The organism is Microbulbifer sp. TB1203, assembly GCF_030997045.1.
Taxonomy (GTDB): Bacteria; Pseudomonadota; Gammaproteobacteria; order Pseudomonadales; family Cellvibrionaceae; genus Microbulbifer.
This window is the reverse complement of sequence record NZ_CP116899.1, coordinates 2,537,347-2,553,519: the sequence shown is the minus strand read 5'-3', so window position 1 is coordinate 2,553,519 and position 16,173 is coordinate 2,537,347. Positions and strand designations below refer to the sequence as shown.

At 61.7% G+C, this 16,173-nt stretch carries 13 protein-coding genes; 7 read left to right on the top strand and 6 right to left on the bottom strand.

Annotated elements, in window-relative coordinates; all coding sequences use genetic code 11:
• The first annotated feature begins 152 nt into the window (after positions 1-152).
• The 7 genes from hrpA (at position 153) to PP263_RS10645 (ending at position 9,276) form a co-directional block, all read left to right on the top strand.
• On the top strand, positions 153-4,079 hold the full coding sequence (gene hrpA, locus PP263_RS10675) for an ATP-dependent RNA helicase HrpA (protein ID WP_308368420.1): 3,927 nt from the start codon (positions 153-155) through the stop codon (positions 4,077-4,079).
• A gap of 213 nt (positions 4,080-4,292) precedes the next feature.
• Positions 4,293-4,604, top strand: coding sequence for a hypothetical protein (locus PP263_RS10670; RefSeq protein WP_308368419.1), 312 nt, complete (start codon positions 4,293-4,295; stop codon positions 4,602-4,604).
• Between the two features lie 56 nt (positions 4,605-4,660).
• Positions 4,661-5,503, top strand: coding sequence for a DUF692 domain-containing protein (locus PP263_RS10665; protein WP_308368418.1), 843 nt, complete (start codon positions 4,661-4,663; stop codon positions 5,501-5,503).
• On the top strand, positions 5,490-6,263 hold the full coding sequence (locus PP263_RS10660) for a putative DNA-binding domain-containing protein (RefSeq protein WP_308368417.1): 774 nt from the start codon (positions 5,490-5,492) through the stop codon (positions 6,261-6,263). Before PP263_RS10665 ends, PP263_RS10660 begins: the two co-directional genes overlap by 14 nt.
• Before the next feature lie 133 nt (positions 6,264-6,396).
• Positions 6,397-7,326: a VacJ family lipoprotein gene (locus PP263_RS10655; RefSeq protein ID WP_308368416.1), complete on the top strand. Its 930-nt coding sequence runs from the start codon at positions 6,397-6,399 to the stop codon at positions 7,324-7,326.
• Between the two features lie 36 nt (positions 7,327-7,362).
• Complete coding sequence (locus tag PP263_RS10650) at positions 7,363-8,574, top strand: SpoIIE family protein phosphatase (RefSeq protein ID WP_308368415.1); 1,212 nt, start codon at positions 7,363-7,365, stop codon at positions 8,572-8,574.
• 186 nt (positions 8,575-8,760) lie between these two features.
• On the top strand, positions 8,761-9,276 hold the full coding sequence (locus PP263_RS10645) for an STAS domain-containing protein (protein ID WP_308368414.1): 516 nt from the start codon (positions 8,761-8,763) through the stop codon (positions 9,274-9,276).
• A gap of 20 nt (positions 9,277-9,296) precedes the next feature.
• Here the strand turns inward: PP263_RS10645 and PP263_RS10640 are convergent, their stop codons facing one another.
• The 6 genes from PP263_RS10640 to PP263_RS10615 form a co-directional block, all read right to left on the bottom strand.
• A complete protein-coding gene (locus PP263_RS10640) occupies positions 9,297-9,758 on the bottom strand; it encodes a TerB family tellurite resistance protein (RefSeq protein WP_308368413.1) in 462 nt (153 codons plus the stop codon).
• Positions 9,730-10,719, bottom strand: a complete 990-nt coding sequence (gene tal / locus PP263_RS10635; RefSeq protein WP_308368412.1) for a transaldolase — start codon at positions 10,717-10,719, stop codon at positions 9,730-9,732. The genes PP263_RS10640 and tal overlap by 29 nt, the downstream gene beginning before the upstream one ends.
• Positions 10,720-10,962: 243 nt before the next feature.
• Positions 10,963-11,940, bottom strand: a complete 978-nt coding sequence (gene dusA, locus PP263_RS10630; RefSeq protein WP_308368410.1) for a tRNA dihydrouridine(20/20a) synthase DusA — start codon at positions 11,938-11,940, stop codon at positions 10,963-10,965.
• A 779-nt stretch (positions 11,941-12,719) separates the two neighbouring features.
• The gene (locus PP263_RS10625; protein ID WP_308368409.1) at positions 12,720-13,928 is read right to left on the bottom strand and encodes an FAD-dependent oxidoreductase; all 1,209 of its coding nucleotides are present in this window, start codon (positions 13,926-13,928) and stop codon (positions 12,720-12,722) included.
• Positions 13,912-14,601, bottom strand: a complete 690-nt coding sequence (locus PP263_RS10620) for a glycerophosphodiester phosphodiesterase family protein (RefSeq protein WP_308368408.1) — start codon at positions 14,599-14,601, stop codon at positions 13,912-13,914. Before PP263_RS10620 ends, PP263_RS10625 begins: the two co-directional genes overlap by 17 nt.
• 345 nt (positions 14,602-14,946) lie before the next feature.
• Entirely contained in the window at positions 14,947-15,645 is a 699-nt protein-coding gene (locus tag PP263_RS10615; protein WP_308368407.1) for a helix-turn-helix domain-containing protein, read from the bottom strand.
• Positions 15,646-16,173: the final 528 nt, after the last annotated feature.

Genomic DNA, 16,173 nt, shown 5'->3' with positions numbered 1-16,173 from the left:
CCGAGCTCCAGCTCGGCTTGCGGGCCGAAGGCCCGCCCTAGATTTGTCGCGGCCGTGGGCCGCTCCTACAGGGAAAATAGACATCTGCTCAAGTATAGTTCAGCGCCAAGCGGCTGTTATAATCCGCCGTTTTCGATGATTTTCGGTGCCCGATGAGTGAAGTTGATCCCCTGGCCGAGCAGATCCCCCAATGTATGGGGCGGGACCGCCAGCACCTGCGCAAAACCCTCGACGCCGCACGCCGGCGTCTGAAAGAGGGCAAGCCGGCGGACCGGATGCTCGCCCAACTGGAGGAGCAGCTGCAGGCCTCGCGGGCGTTGGCGGAGGAGCGGCGGCGGAAACTGCCGGAGGCACGCTGGCCGGAAGACCTGCCGGTGGTGGCGCGGCGGGCCGAGATCGCTGAACTGATCGCCGATCACCAGGTGGTGGTGGTGGCCGGTGAGACAGGCTCCGGCAAGACCACCCAGCTGCCCAAGATCTGCCTGGAGCTGGGCAGGGGGGTTACCGGTCAGATAGGCCATACCCAGCCGCGCCGCATCGCCGCGCGCACCGTGGCCAACCGCATCGCCGAGGAGGTGGGGCAGCCGCTGGGACAGTCGGTGGGCTACCAGGTGCGCTTTACCGACCAGAGCACCGAGCACACCCATATCAAGCTGATGACCGACGGCATACTGCTGGCGGAAATCCAGCGCGACCCGCTGTTGAACAAATACGACACCCTGATTATCGACGAGGCTCACGAACGGAGCCTCAATATCGACTTCCTGCTGGGCTACCTGAAAACCATTCTGCCCAAGCGCCCGGACCTCAAGCTGATCATCACCTCCGCCACCATCGACCTGGAAAAATTTTCCCGGCATTTCGACGACGCGCCGGTGATCGAGGTCTCCGGGCGCACCTATCCGGTGGATATTCACTACCGCCCGCCGGCGGACAGCGACCAGGATCTCAACGAACAGGTGCTCGCCGCGGTGGAGGAACTGCTGCACGAGGAGAAAGCCAGTGGCAGGAGTGGTGGCCGGCATCCCGGTGGCCGGCACCCCGGTGGCGACATCCTGGTGTTTATGAGCGGCGAGCGGGAGATCCGGGAGTGCGCCAAGGCGTTGCGGGATGCGCAGATTCCGCAGATGGAAATATTGCCGCTCTACGCGCGCCTGAGCCTCGCGGAGCAGAACAAGATATTCCACGGTCACCGCGGTCGGCGCATCGTACTTGCCACCAATGTGGCGGAGACCTCCATTACCGTCCCCGGCATCCGCTATGTGATCGACCCCGGTACCGCGCGCATCAGCCGCTACAGCTACCGCAGCAAGATCCAGCGGCTGCCGGTGGAAGCTATCTCCCAGGCCAGCGCCAACCAGCGCGCCGGCCGCTGCGGCCGGGTCAGTGCCGGTGTCTGCGTGCGCCTGTACGAGGAGAGCGATTTCTTGCAGCGGCCGGAATTTACCGATGCGGAAATTCTGCGCACCAATTTAGCCGCGGTGATTTTGCAGATGCTGCAATTGAAGATCGGCGACATCCGAGATTTCCCCTTCGTGGACCCGCCGGACCAGCGGCTGATCAACGACGGCTACAAATTACTGCAGGAACTGCAGGCAGTGGATGACCGGGGGCGGGTGACTCCCCCGGGGCGGGCCCTCTCGCGACTGCCACTGGACCCGCGCCTGGGCCGTATGCTGCTGGCCGCCGGCGAAAACGGCAGCCTGCGCGAGCTGCTGATCATCGTCAGTGCGCTGGCGGTGCAGGACCCCCGCGAGCGTCCGGCGGAAAAGCGCCAGGCCGCGGATGAAAAGCACAAACAGTGGCAGCACGAACAGTCGGACTTTCTCTCCCTGGTGCAGTTGTGGGATGCGTTCGAAGCCCAGCGCCAGGAATTGAGCCAGAACCAGCTGCGCAAATGGTGCCAGAAAAATTTCCTGTCCTGGCAGCGCATGCGCGAGTGGCGGGATATCCACCACCAACTGCGTGTCGCCTGCCGGGAGCTGAAACTGCGCGAGAACCACGAGCCCGCGGACTATCAATCGATACACAGTGCGATACTGCCCGGCCTGCTGGGCAATATCGGCGTGCGCGACGAAAACAAGGAATTCCTCGGCTGCCGCAACCGCCGCTTCCATATCTTTCCCGGCTCCGGCCAATTCAAGAAACCGCCGCCCTGGGCGGTGGCGGCACAGTTGCTGGAGACCAGCCGGTTGTTCGCGCACACGGTGGCGAAGATAGAACCGGAGTGGGCGCTGACGGTCGCGGAACACCTGGTGAAGCGCAATTACTCTGAGCCCCACTACGACGCGCGCAAGGGCCAGGTGATGGCCTATGAGAAGATTTCCCTCTACGGCCTGGTGCTGGTGGAGAAACGCCGCATTCACTACGGCAAGCTGGATCCGCAGACCGCGCGCGAGGTGTTTATCCGCGAAGCGCTGGTGGAGCAGAAATACCGGGGCAAAGGAAAATTCTTCCACCACTACGGCGAATTGCTGCGGGAACTGGAGGACCTGGAGGCCAAGTCGCGCCGCCGGGATATCCTGGTGGACGACCAGGTGATCTACCAGTTCTTCGACGAGCGACTTCCACAGGATATCGTCAACCTGGCGGGCTTCGAGCGCTGGCGTAAACAGGCGGAGGAGAAAGATCCGCAGCTGTTGTTCGTTCCGCGGGAACTGCTGATGCAGCACACCGCGGCCCATGTGGGCGAGGCGCAGTTTCCCGATACGCTGGTGGCGGGCGGTATCGAATACCCGCTCAGCTACCACTTCGAACCGGGCAGCGCCGCCGATGGAGTGAGTATTCATGTACCCGTGGGCGCGCTGCACCAGGTGCCCGCGGCGCGCCTGTCCTGGCTGGTGCCGGGGCTGCTGCGCGACAAGTGCATCGCCCTGGTCAAAGCGCTGCCCAAGCAGTGGCGCAAAGTTTTCGTGCCGGTACCGGCGGCGGTGGACCGGGCGCTGCCGAGGCTGCAGCCGGACAACGTCCCCCTGTGGCAGAGCCTGGCGAAGGAGTTGCAGCGGCAGACCGCGCAGCAGCTGCCGGACTCCGCCTGGGAATCCGCCGAGCAGTCACTGGAGGATTTCTACCGTTTCAATATCCGGGTATTGGACGAGGAGGGCGAACTGCTCGACCAGGGCCGCAACCTGGGTGAACTGCAGGCCCGCTATAAGGACCGGGTACAAAAGGAACTGGCCAGTGCCGGCGACGACTTCGAACGCGACGATATTACCCACTGGGATTTCGGCGACCTGCCGCAGACTCACACCCTGCAGCAGGGTGCACTCAAGGTGCGCGCCTACCCGGCCCTGGTGGAGGGGAAGGACAGCGTATCGCTGAAACTGCTCGACAACCCGGGGGAGGCGCGGCGCCTTTCCCGCGCCGGTATCTGCCGCCTGGCCCTGCTGCACCTGCCGGAGCCGGTGAAATACCTGCGCAAGGAACTGCTGCGCGGCAAAGAGCTGGGACTCTCCGCCGCGGACCTGGGCCGCCGCGAGGAGGTGGCGGACGATATCCTGATGGCCGCCGCGCGGGAGCTGTTCTGGGCGGATGAAAACTGGCCGCGCAGCGAGGGGGAGTTCCTGCGCGCGCTGGAGAAAAGTGCCGCTCTCATATCCGTGGCCCAGGAGATTGCGGAGCTGCTGACCAAGGCCCTGGCGCAGCTGGTCCCCCTGCGCAAACAGATCAAGCAGCAGAAGAACCTCGCCGTCGCCATGGCGGTGGGGGATATCCAGCAGCAGTTGAATGGCCTTTTCTACCGCGGTTGTCTGTTCGATACCCCGCTGGAATGGCTGCGCCAGTACGGCCGCTACCTCAAGGGTATCGACCTGCGCCTGGAAAAGGCCGCGCTGGACCCCAACCGCGATCGCCGCCTGCAGGCGGAATTCCACAAATCCGCTGAGCCGTACCTGGCCCAGCTTGAGCGCCACTCCCACCGGGCGCTGGCGGCGGAACCGCAACTGGTGCAGTACCGGTGGATGCTGGAGGAGTTCCGCATCTCCCTCTTCGCCCAATCCCTGAAGACCCTGATGCCGGTTTCCGGCAAACGCCTGGGCAAGTTATGGTCGGAAATCGAGCAGGCCGCGCCTTTCGGCTGAAAATATTGTGCCTTCCTGTAAGAATCCGTTTATTCCGGCGACTAACGGCAAGACAGAGTTCACAAAACCGGGCAGGCGGCTGCAACCCTCTGACCGTGGCTCTGTCGGATTCGCAACTGCCGTCTTCGCAAAGTCGCTATACTGCGCGGGGCGGCGATTTTCAGCGCCGTCGGGCGTGTTTTTCGATAGGGTTACTACCTCAGGAGAATCATTATGAACAGCAAGAAGAATCTTTCCCCCTTGGCGGCGGCCGTCGGTGCGGCTTTCCTCGCATCCGCTTCGGTAAGTGTGTCCGCCGACAGCAGCGCCAACCCCTTTGCCGCGGAAGAGCTGTCCTCGGGCTACAACCTCGCCATGATGGACGACAAGGGCCAAGAGGGTAAGTGTGGCGAAGGCAAATGCGGAGAAGGCAAGAAAAAAGAAGGTAAGTGCGGCGAAGGCAAATGCGGAGAAGGCAAGAAGCAGGAAGGCAAATGCGGCGAAGGCAAGTGCGGTGAGGGTAAGAAAGAAGACCCCAGCGCCTGAGGTCGCCTCCCGCGGCGGGGCTCTTCGGAGCTCCGTCCGCAACGGGAGTCGCGCTTATGAATAGAAACTACCCGATAGAGGGTGCCGGCCTGGGGCTGCGCCGCTCCATGATGGGCGAGGAGCTGTCGCCCGGGGCGGTGGATTTCCTGGAAGTGGCGCCGGAAAACTGGATCGGTGTGGGCGGGCGTTTCGGGCGCTGGTTTCGCGATTACACCGAGCGTTTTCCTTTCGTGATTCACGGGCTGTCCCTGTCCATCGGCTCGCCTGCGCCGCTGGATCTGGAGCTGGTGAAATCGGTCAAACAGTTTATCCGCCGGCACAATATCCGCTGTTACAGCGAACACCTGAGCTACTGCTCCGACCACGGACACCTCTACGACCTGTTGCCCATTCCGTTCACCGGCGAGGCGGTGCACTACGTGGCCGGGCGCATCCGCCAGGTGCAGGAGGTGCTGGAGCAGCGCATCGCCATGGAAAACGTTTCCTACTACGCCGCGCCGGGCCGGGAAATGAGCGAGTTGGAATTTCTCAATGCGGTGCTGGAGGAGGCGGACTGCGACCTGTTGCTGGACGTGAACAACATCTATGTCAACTCCATCAACCATCGCTACGACCCGCTGGACTTCCTGTATGGCCTGCCGGCGGAGCGCATCCGCTACGCCCATGTGGCCGGTCACTTCGACGAGGCGGATGATTTGAAAGTGGACACTCATGGCGCGCCGGTGATCGATCCCGTGTGGCAGTTGCTGGAGCGGGCCTACGAGCACTTTGGCCCCATACCCACCCTGCTGGAGCGGGACTTCAATATCCCCCCGCTGCCGGAGCTGCTCGAAGAAGTGAGCCTCATCAGGCAGCGGCAGGCGAATACTGTTGCGGAGCCCCTCCATGTCTGCCGGTGATCGAACCGCTGAGTCGGATTTCGGGGAGCTGCAGCGCTGTTTCGCCGCCCATCTGCGCGCACCGGACCAGTGCGCCGCGCCGCCGTCTGTGGAAGATCGGCGCATGGGGATCTACCGCGAGCTGATCTACAACACTATCGAATCCTTCATCAGCGGCGGCTTTCCGGTGCTGCGCAGTCTCTATGCGGATGAGCCCTGGCACCGGATGGTGCGGGATTTCGTGCGCTGCCACGCCTCCCGGAGCCCCTATTTCCTGCAGATCAGCGAAGAGTTTCTGCACTACCTGCAGAACGAGCGGGGACACCGGGAAGGGGACCCTGCCTTCCTACTGGAACTGGCCCACTATGAGTGGGTGGAGCTGGCGCTGGATGTGAGTGAAGAGGAATTTCCCTCCGGCCTCGCCTCCAGCGGCGACGTGCTGGCATCGATTCCGGTGGTTTCCCCCCTGGTATGGAGCCTCAGCTATCGCTTTCCCGTGCACCGTATCGGTCCCGCCTATCAACCCCAGGAGCCACCGCAAGCCCCCACATTCCTGCTGGTTTATCGCAATCGTGCCGACGACGTGGGCTTTATGGAAGCCAACGGCGTCACCGCGCGGCTGCTGCAATTGGCGGGAGAGGGAGAATATTGCGGACGGCAACTGCTGGAGACCCTGGCGGCGGAAATGCGCCACCCGGATATCGCCTCGTTGCTGGAGTTCGGGCGGGAACTGCTGGAAAAGCTGTTGCGTCTGGATATTCTCGCCGGGCTCAAGGTCTGAAAATATCATCACTGTTTCGATCAACTCGATCGGATTTTGCCATCGAATGCTATGCTGGCGAGGGTAGTTTATGGTTCCCGGGGGCGTTAGAATCCCTGCCCAGATAAAGGCAGAGAAAGAGAGGAGCAGGGCTTTGCTAGGACGCACAGTAATTTCACCTTGGGTTTTCGCCGCCACCCTGGCTGCGATGCCGGTGTTGGCACAGGCGGCGGAGGACCCCTTTGCGGAGGTGGAGCCGGAGGCTTCCGCCACGGCACCGGCGTCCACCGATGCCGGTGACGGCGGGGATCCTTTTGCCGAGGGAGCAGAGGATTCAGATGGCGGCGACGGCGACAGCGAAGACGGGTCTTCCAGCCTGGAAGATGAGTACGGCTTCGACCCCGCCGAGGAATTCTCCGACGGGGAGGGGCAGGAGGCTGCAGACCGGGACCCCTGGGAGGGCTTCAACCGCGCGGTATTCCGCTTCAACGACACCGCCGATCGCTGGGTGCTCAAGCCGGTGGCCGTCAGCTATCGCCAGATCACGCCGATCTTCATGCAGACCGGGGTCAGCAACTTTTTCGGCAACCTGCGCGAAGTCACCAATACCACCAACAGCATCCTGCAGTGGAAATGGGGTCAGGCGGGTAACGACGCTGGACGTTTTCTGATCAATACCACCGTCGGTATCGCCGGGTTGTTCGACGTGGCTGAACACATGGGGCTGGAGCCCAGCGATGGCGAGGACTTCGGCCAGACCCTGGCCACCTGGGGGATGCCGTCCGGCCCCTACCTGGTGGTGCCGCTGTTCGGACCCTCCACCCTGCGGGACGGTCCGGCAAGAGTGGTGGATTACTATACAGATCCGATCAGTTACGTGGATCACACCGCCACCCGCAACAGCCTCTATTTTACCGACATGATTCAGAAGCGCGCCGGTCTACTCAAGGCCGAGATGCTGCTGCAGGGTGACCGCTACGTATTGTTGCGCGACGCCTACCTGCAGCGGCGCGAATACCTGATCAACGACGGTGAGCTGGAGGATGACTTCGGCGGCGATCTCGATGACGACTTTGAATTCTGATCCCACCCCGCCGGCAATGGCTTCCCGAGCCACCCCATGGCTGGTCGCCGGACCCTGCTACTGATCGATGCCGACGAGGCGTCGCGCGACTTCGTGCGGCGCGCGCTGGCGCGCCTGGGATTTGCGGTGACCATGGCGCAGAGCGGTGGCGAAGCCCTTGGTCAGTTTGCCCCGCGCCTGTTCGAACTAGTGATCACCGATCTGCATCTGCCGGATATGAGCGGCCTGGAAGTATTGCGCCAGATCAAGCAGCTATCCCCGGAAACGCCGGTGGTGGTGCTGGCGTCCAACAGCGAGGTGAAAGACGTGGTGCAGGCCCTGCGTCTGGGGGCCAGCGACTATCTGCTCAAGCCCTTGGAGAACGTGGGAGCGCTCGACCATGCGGTTTGCCGCATCACCCACGCGGATACCCTGGCGCAGCAGAACGTCGAATATCGGGAAGAGCTGGAGCGGCGCAATCGCGAACTGCGTGAGCATGTGGAGGTGCTGCAGCGCGACCAGCAGGCGGGTCGCCTGCTACAGCAGCATCTGCTGCCGCGTACCCCCTATCGCTACCCGGGGAATATTGAGGCCGCTTTCCGGCTGTTTCCCTCCCTCTACCTGAGCGGCGACTTTGTCGACTACGGATTATTCGGCGAACGTTTCGTGGCTTTTTATCTGGTGGATGTCTCCGGCCATGGGGTCTCTTCCGCGCTGGTCACCGCGCTGATCAAGCACAGCATCATGCACCTGCTGCGGGAGCGCCCGCTATTCTCCCAGTTGGATACCCTGGATCAGGACCTGCTGGACGTCCTCAGCATGATCAACAGAGAACTGCTGTCCACCCGCCTGGACAAGCACGCCAGCATGTTCGTGGGAGCGGTCGACTGCCGCGCACGGCAGTTGCACTATGCGGTTGCCGGCCAAGTGCCCATGCCGGTGATGGTGACTGCTGAAGGCGCCGAATGGTTGCCCGGTAAGGGCCGACCGCTCGGGTTGTTCGAACACGGCGACTGGCAGGTGCTGCGCGCCAGCTTGCCTGAGGACTGGCGTCTGGTGGCCTGTTCCGATGGTGTGCTGGAGTTGATCGAAGGTGCCGACCTACTCGAGCGGGAGGACAAACTTCTGGAGGCGATCGACCGGAGCGGCGGCGACCTGGACAGTCTGTGTAGCGCCCTGCAAGTGGGCTCTTTTGAGGCTCTGCCGGACGATATTACTCTCCTTACCCTGCGGCAGGGTGGGTCGACCGAAACCGACCGGAGCTGCTGACCATCCAGTCCGTTTGTGCGATGGTCTTTACCTCTTGCCTGCCTCTCAGGTCAGGAGTAAGCTCTGCCTACTTTATGCACTAATTTAAATGTTTCCCGCATTTGAAGTGGTGGTTCTCCAAAAGTGAACTTTCGCCATCCATGCCAGCGGTGCAGTTGCCGCTCATCGGGTGTGCCAGAGGTTGTTATGCAGTCTGGGCAAATAATGGTTGGAGCCCACAAAGGCATCTACGTCATCAAGCTGGCGGGTGATGTGCGCCTCAACCTGTGCACTTCTTTTGATAATTTCATCAACGACATGTTCGCGCACAACGATTTCAAGGATGTGATCTTCGATATGCACGATGCCGAGGGTGTGGACAGCACCACCCTGGGGTTGATGGCGAAAATCGCCATTCGCGCGCTGGAGCGCGGCTGCCGCAAACCCCTCGCCCTGAGCGCCGACAAGGGTATCCGCCACCTCCTGGACGCCATGGGATTCGATGCGCTGATCGAGGTCAGCGGCGAACACCGCAACTACCGCACCCAGCCCAAGCCGTTGCAATGTAAAACCCCGGACGAATGTGCCGCGCGCGAGAAGGTACTGGAAGCGCACCGGGTGTTGATGAGCATGAACGAACACAACGCCGAGACCTTTCGCGATCTGGTGCATACCCTGGAACTTGAGTCCGAACCGGCCAAGCCCTCCGCGCGCATGCACTGACGGCGACCGGAGATCATCCCCTATTCACGCCTGCCGATTTCCCTCGCCTCCGCCCGAGCCCGTGTAAACAGCCCGTGGGGCAGATAGATCAGCTCCGCGACGCGGCGGATCAGGTGTTCCTCGAAAGTCTCGATCACCTCGTCCGCCAGCGCCACCTGCCACATCTGCCGCACCAACAGATACTTGTTGCGCTCGTCGAACCGGTCATTGACCGTCTGGGTGAACTCGTACAGGGAAGTGGCCTGGTCGCGGCGTGCCAGGGCGTCGTACACCAGCTGTTCGGCATCGTCCGCATCCAGGTGATAGTGCTCCTGTAGCAACCGGATCAGGGTGGCCTGTTCCCGCTGGTCCAGGTCCTGGTCCACTGTCGCCACTTCCGCGAGCAGCGCGGCGCTGATTACGCGCACATCCTGTTCATCGCGCACCTCTACGTCGGTGCTGCTGCCGATCTGTTCAAAAAGCTTGCGAATTTGCTGCAGCATTGTCTTTGGCGGCCCCCTCAATCTGTTGCCGGAGCAGGGTTTCCAGCCGCTCCTGGTCCTGCACGAAGTTGCGGATGCCCTCTGCCAGCTTCTCGGTGGCCATGGCGTCGTTGTTCAATTGGTAGCGGAACTCCGCTTCACTCAGTGGCCGTGCCGGGCGCGGCTCCTGTTCCACGTCGGTCTCCAAGCCCGCCGCCAGAGTGGTGGGATCCTCCTCCAGAGCTTGCAGCAACTGGGGGCTGATGGTGAGGCGATCGCAGCCGGCCAGGGCTTCGATCTCCCCCGTATTGCGGAAGCTGGCGCCCATCACGATGGTCGGGTAGTCGCGGGATTTGTAGTAATGGTAGATGCCGCGCACTGATACCACCCCGGGGTCCTCCTCCGGACTGTAGTGATCGCGGCCGCTGCTGGCCTTGTGCCAGTCGAGAATCCGGCCCACAAATGGGGAGATCAGTGTCACCCCGGCCTCCGCGCAGGCCACCGCCTGGCAGAAACTGAACAGCAGGGTCAGGTTGCAGTGAATGCCCTCGCGCTCCAGTACCGCCGCCGCAGCGATGCCCTCCCAGGTGGAGGCGACCTTGATCAGCACCCGCTCGCGCTCGACACCGGCCCGCTCGTAGAGGGCGATCAGGCGGCGGGCGTAATCGATGCTGGCGCGGGTGTCGAAAGACAGGCGCGCATCCACTTCGGTGGACACCACTCCCGGCACCAGCTGCAGTATCTCGCCTCCGATGGCCACCGCCAGCTTAATCGCCGCGAGCTTCGCCCTGTCGCCGGAGTGGTTTTGTGCCCAGGCCAGGGATTCGGCGATATGTTCCCGGTATTGGGGCAGCTGTGCGGCCTTGAACAGCAGCGAAGGGTTGGTGGTGGCGTCGTGGGGGCGGTAGCGGCGGATGGCCTCGATATCCCCGGTATCCGCAACCACCTGGCTGCGTTGCTTGAGTTGTTCCAGTTTGTTCATCTTTCCTCTCGTGTTGCCCGTTCCTCGATACAGCGGTGATCCCGCCGGCCGGTTTTGACCGGGCGGTGGATCGGTAAGCATACGCAGAAACCGGCCTCTAGTACTTGTATCAAACACATCCCGGTGCCCGCCTTAATAGCCTGTTTGGAGTTTTCAGCGCGGGGCCGATGGGTACTTGCTTTCCGGGACCCCACTCGGCCCTGGAGAGTTCCCTGCATGAGTCCAAACAGCTTCCAAGACGGATTATGCTGCCCGATTTACCAGCGCCAGCGCCTGTTCCACCACCTCCGGGCCGGCGCCGCTCTTGTGGGCGTGTTCGCTCAGGTGGCGGCGGAAACGGCGCGCTCCCGGGAGCCCCTGGAAGAGCCCGAGCATATGCCGGCTGATGTGGTTCAGCCGCGCCCCTCGGCCCAGTTCCCGTTCAATATAGGGCAACATGCGTTCCACCACCTCTGGGGCGGTGGGCCCCGGCGCTTCGCCGAAGAGTTCGCTGTCAACCCGGGCCAGCAGGGCCGGATTCTGGTAGGCAGCACGCCCGAGCATAACACCATCCAGGTGCCGCAAATGTTGCCGGCACTCTTCCAGGGTGTTGATGCCGCCATTGAGCACGATTTCCAGTTGCGGATAGTCCCCCTTCAGCCGGTACACCATCGGGTGGTCGAGGGGCGGTATCTCCCGGTTTTCCTTTGGGCTCAGGCCGTTCAGCCAGGCCTTGCGCGCATGCACGATAAAGGTGGTGACGCCGACGCCCGACTGTCCCTCCACAAAGCGGGTGAGGCCGGCGTAATCCTCCATGTCGTCGATGCCGATGCGATGCTTTACCGTGACGGGAATGGACACCGCATCGCGCATCGCCGCCAGACCATCGGCCACCAGTTCCGGCTCGGCCATCAGGCAGGCGCCGAAGCGGCCGGACTGCACCCGATCGCTGGGGCAGCCGCAGTTCAGGTTGACCTCGCTGTAGCCCCACTGCTCAGCGATGCGCGCACACTCCGCCAGCTCCCGCGGATCGCTGCCGCCGATCTGCAGAGCCAGGGGTTGCTCAACGGCGTCGAACTGAAGGTGTCGCTCGCGATCGCCGTGCAGGATGGCGCCGGTGGTCACCATCTCCGTATACAACAGCGCGCGCCTGCTGAACAGCCGCCACATGTAGCGACAATGGCGGTCACTCCAGTCCATCAGCGGGGCGGTGCAGAAGCGATGGGAAAAATGGTTGGGCATATCTCGACTTCAGGTTAAAAGCATCTGTGTTGCCGGCGCGGCAGTCCGCAATGGAACGGCGTACAGTTTATCCCGATCACGCCTCTGGACCCACCAACTTGGGCGGGTATAGTCAATTGAAACGGCCCTGAGTAACCGGGCCTGTGCCGGATGACTCTGTGAACAATTCCGTGTTTTGAGTCGCCTCTATTTTTTACGCTTTGCCCGTCAGAATTTCCAGGGAGTTGAATATGGAGACTCTCGCCGAAATGACCGGGCCCGACGCTCTCAAGGGCAAAATTTCCCCGATGATGTCAGGTTGGTGCCGGAGTTGCTGAACACGGGCTACCCGTGTCCCTGGGCCCTGCTGGCGGTGGATGGCTTGATCGGCCCCACACGATTGACCGTATCAAGGACTTCCAGAGGAATGTGGTTGGTTTCGTCAGGCCCGACGGTCGGGTCGATGTCGCCGGTACCACATGGCGCAGCCTCGCGCGATATGCGGCTGAGACGCCAGCATGCTCTAACGGCGCTTTTTCCGTGCACCCGTCGAGAAGCCCCGGTGGCGAAGCCTCCGGTCGCGCGGCAGTGATCCGTTTCCGCTCCTACGACAATGGCGAGATAAAAAATAGTTACGGTGTGCAGGTTTATCAGTGCGATCCCCCCTCAAAAATTCGGAAGAGCTGGTCACCCAATGGCGTGGCTTGGTGCCCGATTCGGTCGAGAATAAATCGGGCAATGACTTCGCCCGGCAGTAACCGCTGTCCGGAAGCGGGGTAATTCACCGGCGAAACGCCCCGCTACAGGTTGCGCTCCTTTTCCGAGACGGCAGTTCTCTTGTTGTTCCTCGGCAGCTTGTCGCCGTTCCCGGGCCCGGCCTCCAGTGTCGGGCGAAGCTTTTTCACAATTCTGCGCGCGGTGGCGCGGTAGGATGTGAGCTTGCCGCCGGCTACCGCCAGTACGCGGGGCTTCCTGCTGTTGTCGCAACTGATCAGCGTCTCGCGCGGGCGTGAAAAGGGCATCTGCGGTGTCTGCGGCAGTACCCGCAGGCCGGCAAAGCTGTCGCAAATATTGTCCAGCTGCATCGAGCGGGTCTGGGGGAAATAGCGTTGTACCGTACGCAGCAGGTAGCTCTCCTCCTCGATAGTGGGGGCTACGTCGCGGGGATCACCTCCGTAGCTGCGCTCGGTGGTCCCCACCAGCGTTTTTCCCTGCCATGGCATCACAAACACCGCGCGTCCGTCTTCCGCTTCCACATAGAAAATCCGCTCGCCGAGGGACAAGGGCAACTGTATATGGCTGCCGGCCACCAGTTCCAGTGGTGGTAGTGGTGCCGCCGGGCTGCAGAGAGCATTTGTGTCTCTCACCCAGGGTCCGCTGCAATTGACCAGGGCGCGGGTGTGCAGAGTATGCAACTGGCCGTCGGCCACGTAGTCAATGCGCATGCCGTGGCGGATGAGTTCCGCTCCGACCAAACTGCCGGGGCAGATCAGCCGTGCGCCGTTTGCGATCGCGGATTCCACTACATTGCGGGTCAGGGCGGCGTCGTCGGTCTGGGCGTCGAAGTAGCGGTAGACCGCCAGCAGGTCCTCCCGGTTGAGTCCGGAGAGGTCGTTCCACTGGGATTTCGGCAGGGCGCGAAAGCGTGACTGGCCGCTGAACACCCCGGAGAGCAGTGCATACAGGCTGAGCCCCAGGCGCACCATCCACGGAGATCTTCTGCTATGGCGGTAGATGGGAATATAGAAGGGCACCATGCGTACCAGCTGCGGCTTGTTCACCAGCAGCCAGCGGCGCTCCCGCAGGCACTCGCGCACCAGCAGGAACTGACCGCTTTCCAGGTAGCGCAGGCCGCCGTGGATCAGTTTGGAGGACCGGGAGGAGGTGGCTGCAGCTATACCTGTCTGCTCCAGGATCACTACCCGGTAGCCGGCAGCCGCCAGTGCTTCAGCGGCGCCGGCCCCCTGGATTCCCGCGCCTACTACCAGGACATCAAAATCCGTAGACATCGCTGGCTTCCCGGGAGCGCATCAATAGTGGCAGGTTTCCGGTGAGGATGTGGTGGGCACCGCGGTTGCGCCAGCGCACCGCCTCCTCCGCGGAGTTTATCTCGTACACCACCCACTGCCAGGGACCCGGTGGCAGCTCTTCGCAGTCGACCCGGTGATTGCGAATAAACACATAGTCGGGTGCCAGGGTAACCACTTCCGCGCACAGGCTCTGTGCCACGCTCAGCACTTTCAGGGCAACCTGGTGGCAGCCCAGGCTGCGAGCCAGGCGCAGGCTGTGGCAGTCCCGCGAGAGCAGGGCAAAGGATTCGCACTCTTCCGGAAACTGCTCCGCCAGCGGTGCCACCGCCCGCTCGCCCATTCTGCTCAGGCTCTTCTCATCCACTTCCACAAACCAGTCCAGGTGCCGGTGGCGCCGGGCCCAGTCCACCAGATGGGAAAATGCCGTGAGAGGCAGTCGGCTCAACTCGCGATCGCTGAAGTGATGAAACGGGCGTTTTCCGTCGCCCGAAGACAACGGCAGAACTTCGTCACCGTAACACCAAGGGGTGCCTTCCGCGCTGAATTGGATCTCAGTCTGTATGGCGCAGGCTCCCAGTCCGTGGGCGGCTTCAAATGCGGCAATAGTGTTTTCCGGTTGGCGGATTTTGTCGCCTCGGTGCGCTATCAACATGGGGGTCGAGTCCGGATAGACAGACGTTATTGTCCCGGGGGCATTGCGCCACTCTCGGTGAGTATGGCGGGGCTCCGGGTCTCTGTGAATTTTATCGGCAGCGGCTGCATCCGCTCCTATTGGAAAAATAGCTGGTGGGGAAGATGTTGCAAGGGAGGGGAGGGCACTTGGCGACCCCTACTTTGAATCAAGCGGGACCTGATTGCAGGTGGATTGAGTGGGAACCGCTTCCTTCACAGGCTGTTGAGAAGTGTGTGAAACTCAATGGCGCCGGTTTAAGCGCGGAAAACTTTTGCAGGGTGGACAGGCGACGCATCCCCCCTGCAAGGACCAAACCGCGGCGCATCATTCCCGCGCTTCAAATTCAAGTCGGAGGCGATCAAGCAGCAGCGCCGCACCGGCCTCATCCAGGCCGTGGGAGAAGATGAGACTCTTGAGAGCCTCCCGCCATATTGCGGGAGGCTTGTAGTCCATCTCCTCCTCCATTTCCGTCAAGATTTCGTCGGCGCGGCGAAGGCGCGCCGGTATCGACAACTTGCGGAGTTCGTCCTGCCTGGCGGGGGGTATCTCCCCGAAGACGTGGATAAGAAGCCAGTCCGCATGAGCCCGCACGCCGTCATTCTGTGGAACTGACACAAGCTGCTGTTTCGCCTGCAAGAGCTCCGGTTCCCGGAGTACCCGTGCCGGTGGCACGGGAATGGTCTCCTCCTGTTTGAGCCGTTCCTCCACGCGGTCGATGACCTCCTGGAAAGCAGAAATCCCGTAAAGCGATCCACCACCGGTGAACTCTTCCTGGGGTTGCATTCGCCCTTCACCGGTGGCCAGCCAGGCGGCGGATACTTCTGCGGCGTCAGCGATGCGTAATACGTTATCAAGTCTGGGGATACCTCCTGACATTAAATTACGCAGAGTTCCTTCCGCTATGCCAGCTTTTTCCGCGAAAGCGCGGATGGATGCTCCATTCATTGCGAGCTTTATCCGGCTTGGCAACTGCTCAATTCTTGAATCCGGGATAGATCCCTCTGTCCGCTGCTCGTCAGTCATATCCGATCCCGCGTAATTTGTTGTGTCTATTCATTTTCTGCTCTATAGAAACCATTGAATGCGTAATATATTGTTGACTTTGGGTGGTCAGGTGCGTAATTTAATGTGTAGAAAACAAAGCAAACATTCGCGCATTTGCCACTAAACACTGTTTATACATGAACGAGAAAAAGCTACCGAAAAAACCAGCCTGTATAGAGTGGCGTCGCGCAGACATAAAGGGGGCCTTTGAGAAAGCCGGCTGAACATTACGTCGGCTCTCCCGCCACCACGGTTGCAAATGACCTGGCACTTTGATCAAAGCGCTGGATGGCCCCTGGTGTAAAGGGGAGCGGATCAGTGCAACTCCAATTGGTATAGACCCTAAAGGCATCTGGCTCAGCTGCTAAATGGAAAGGTGTTCCAGACCGCTCGGCAAATTCGATAACCGAAAGGCGCGGGATCCCTGTCACTTTACTCGGCCATCCAGTTTCGGGGAGTGCGCAGCCTAACCGGGGCGATAGAGAGGCGCCAGAGCAAGGGCGAAGA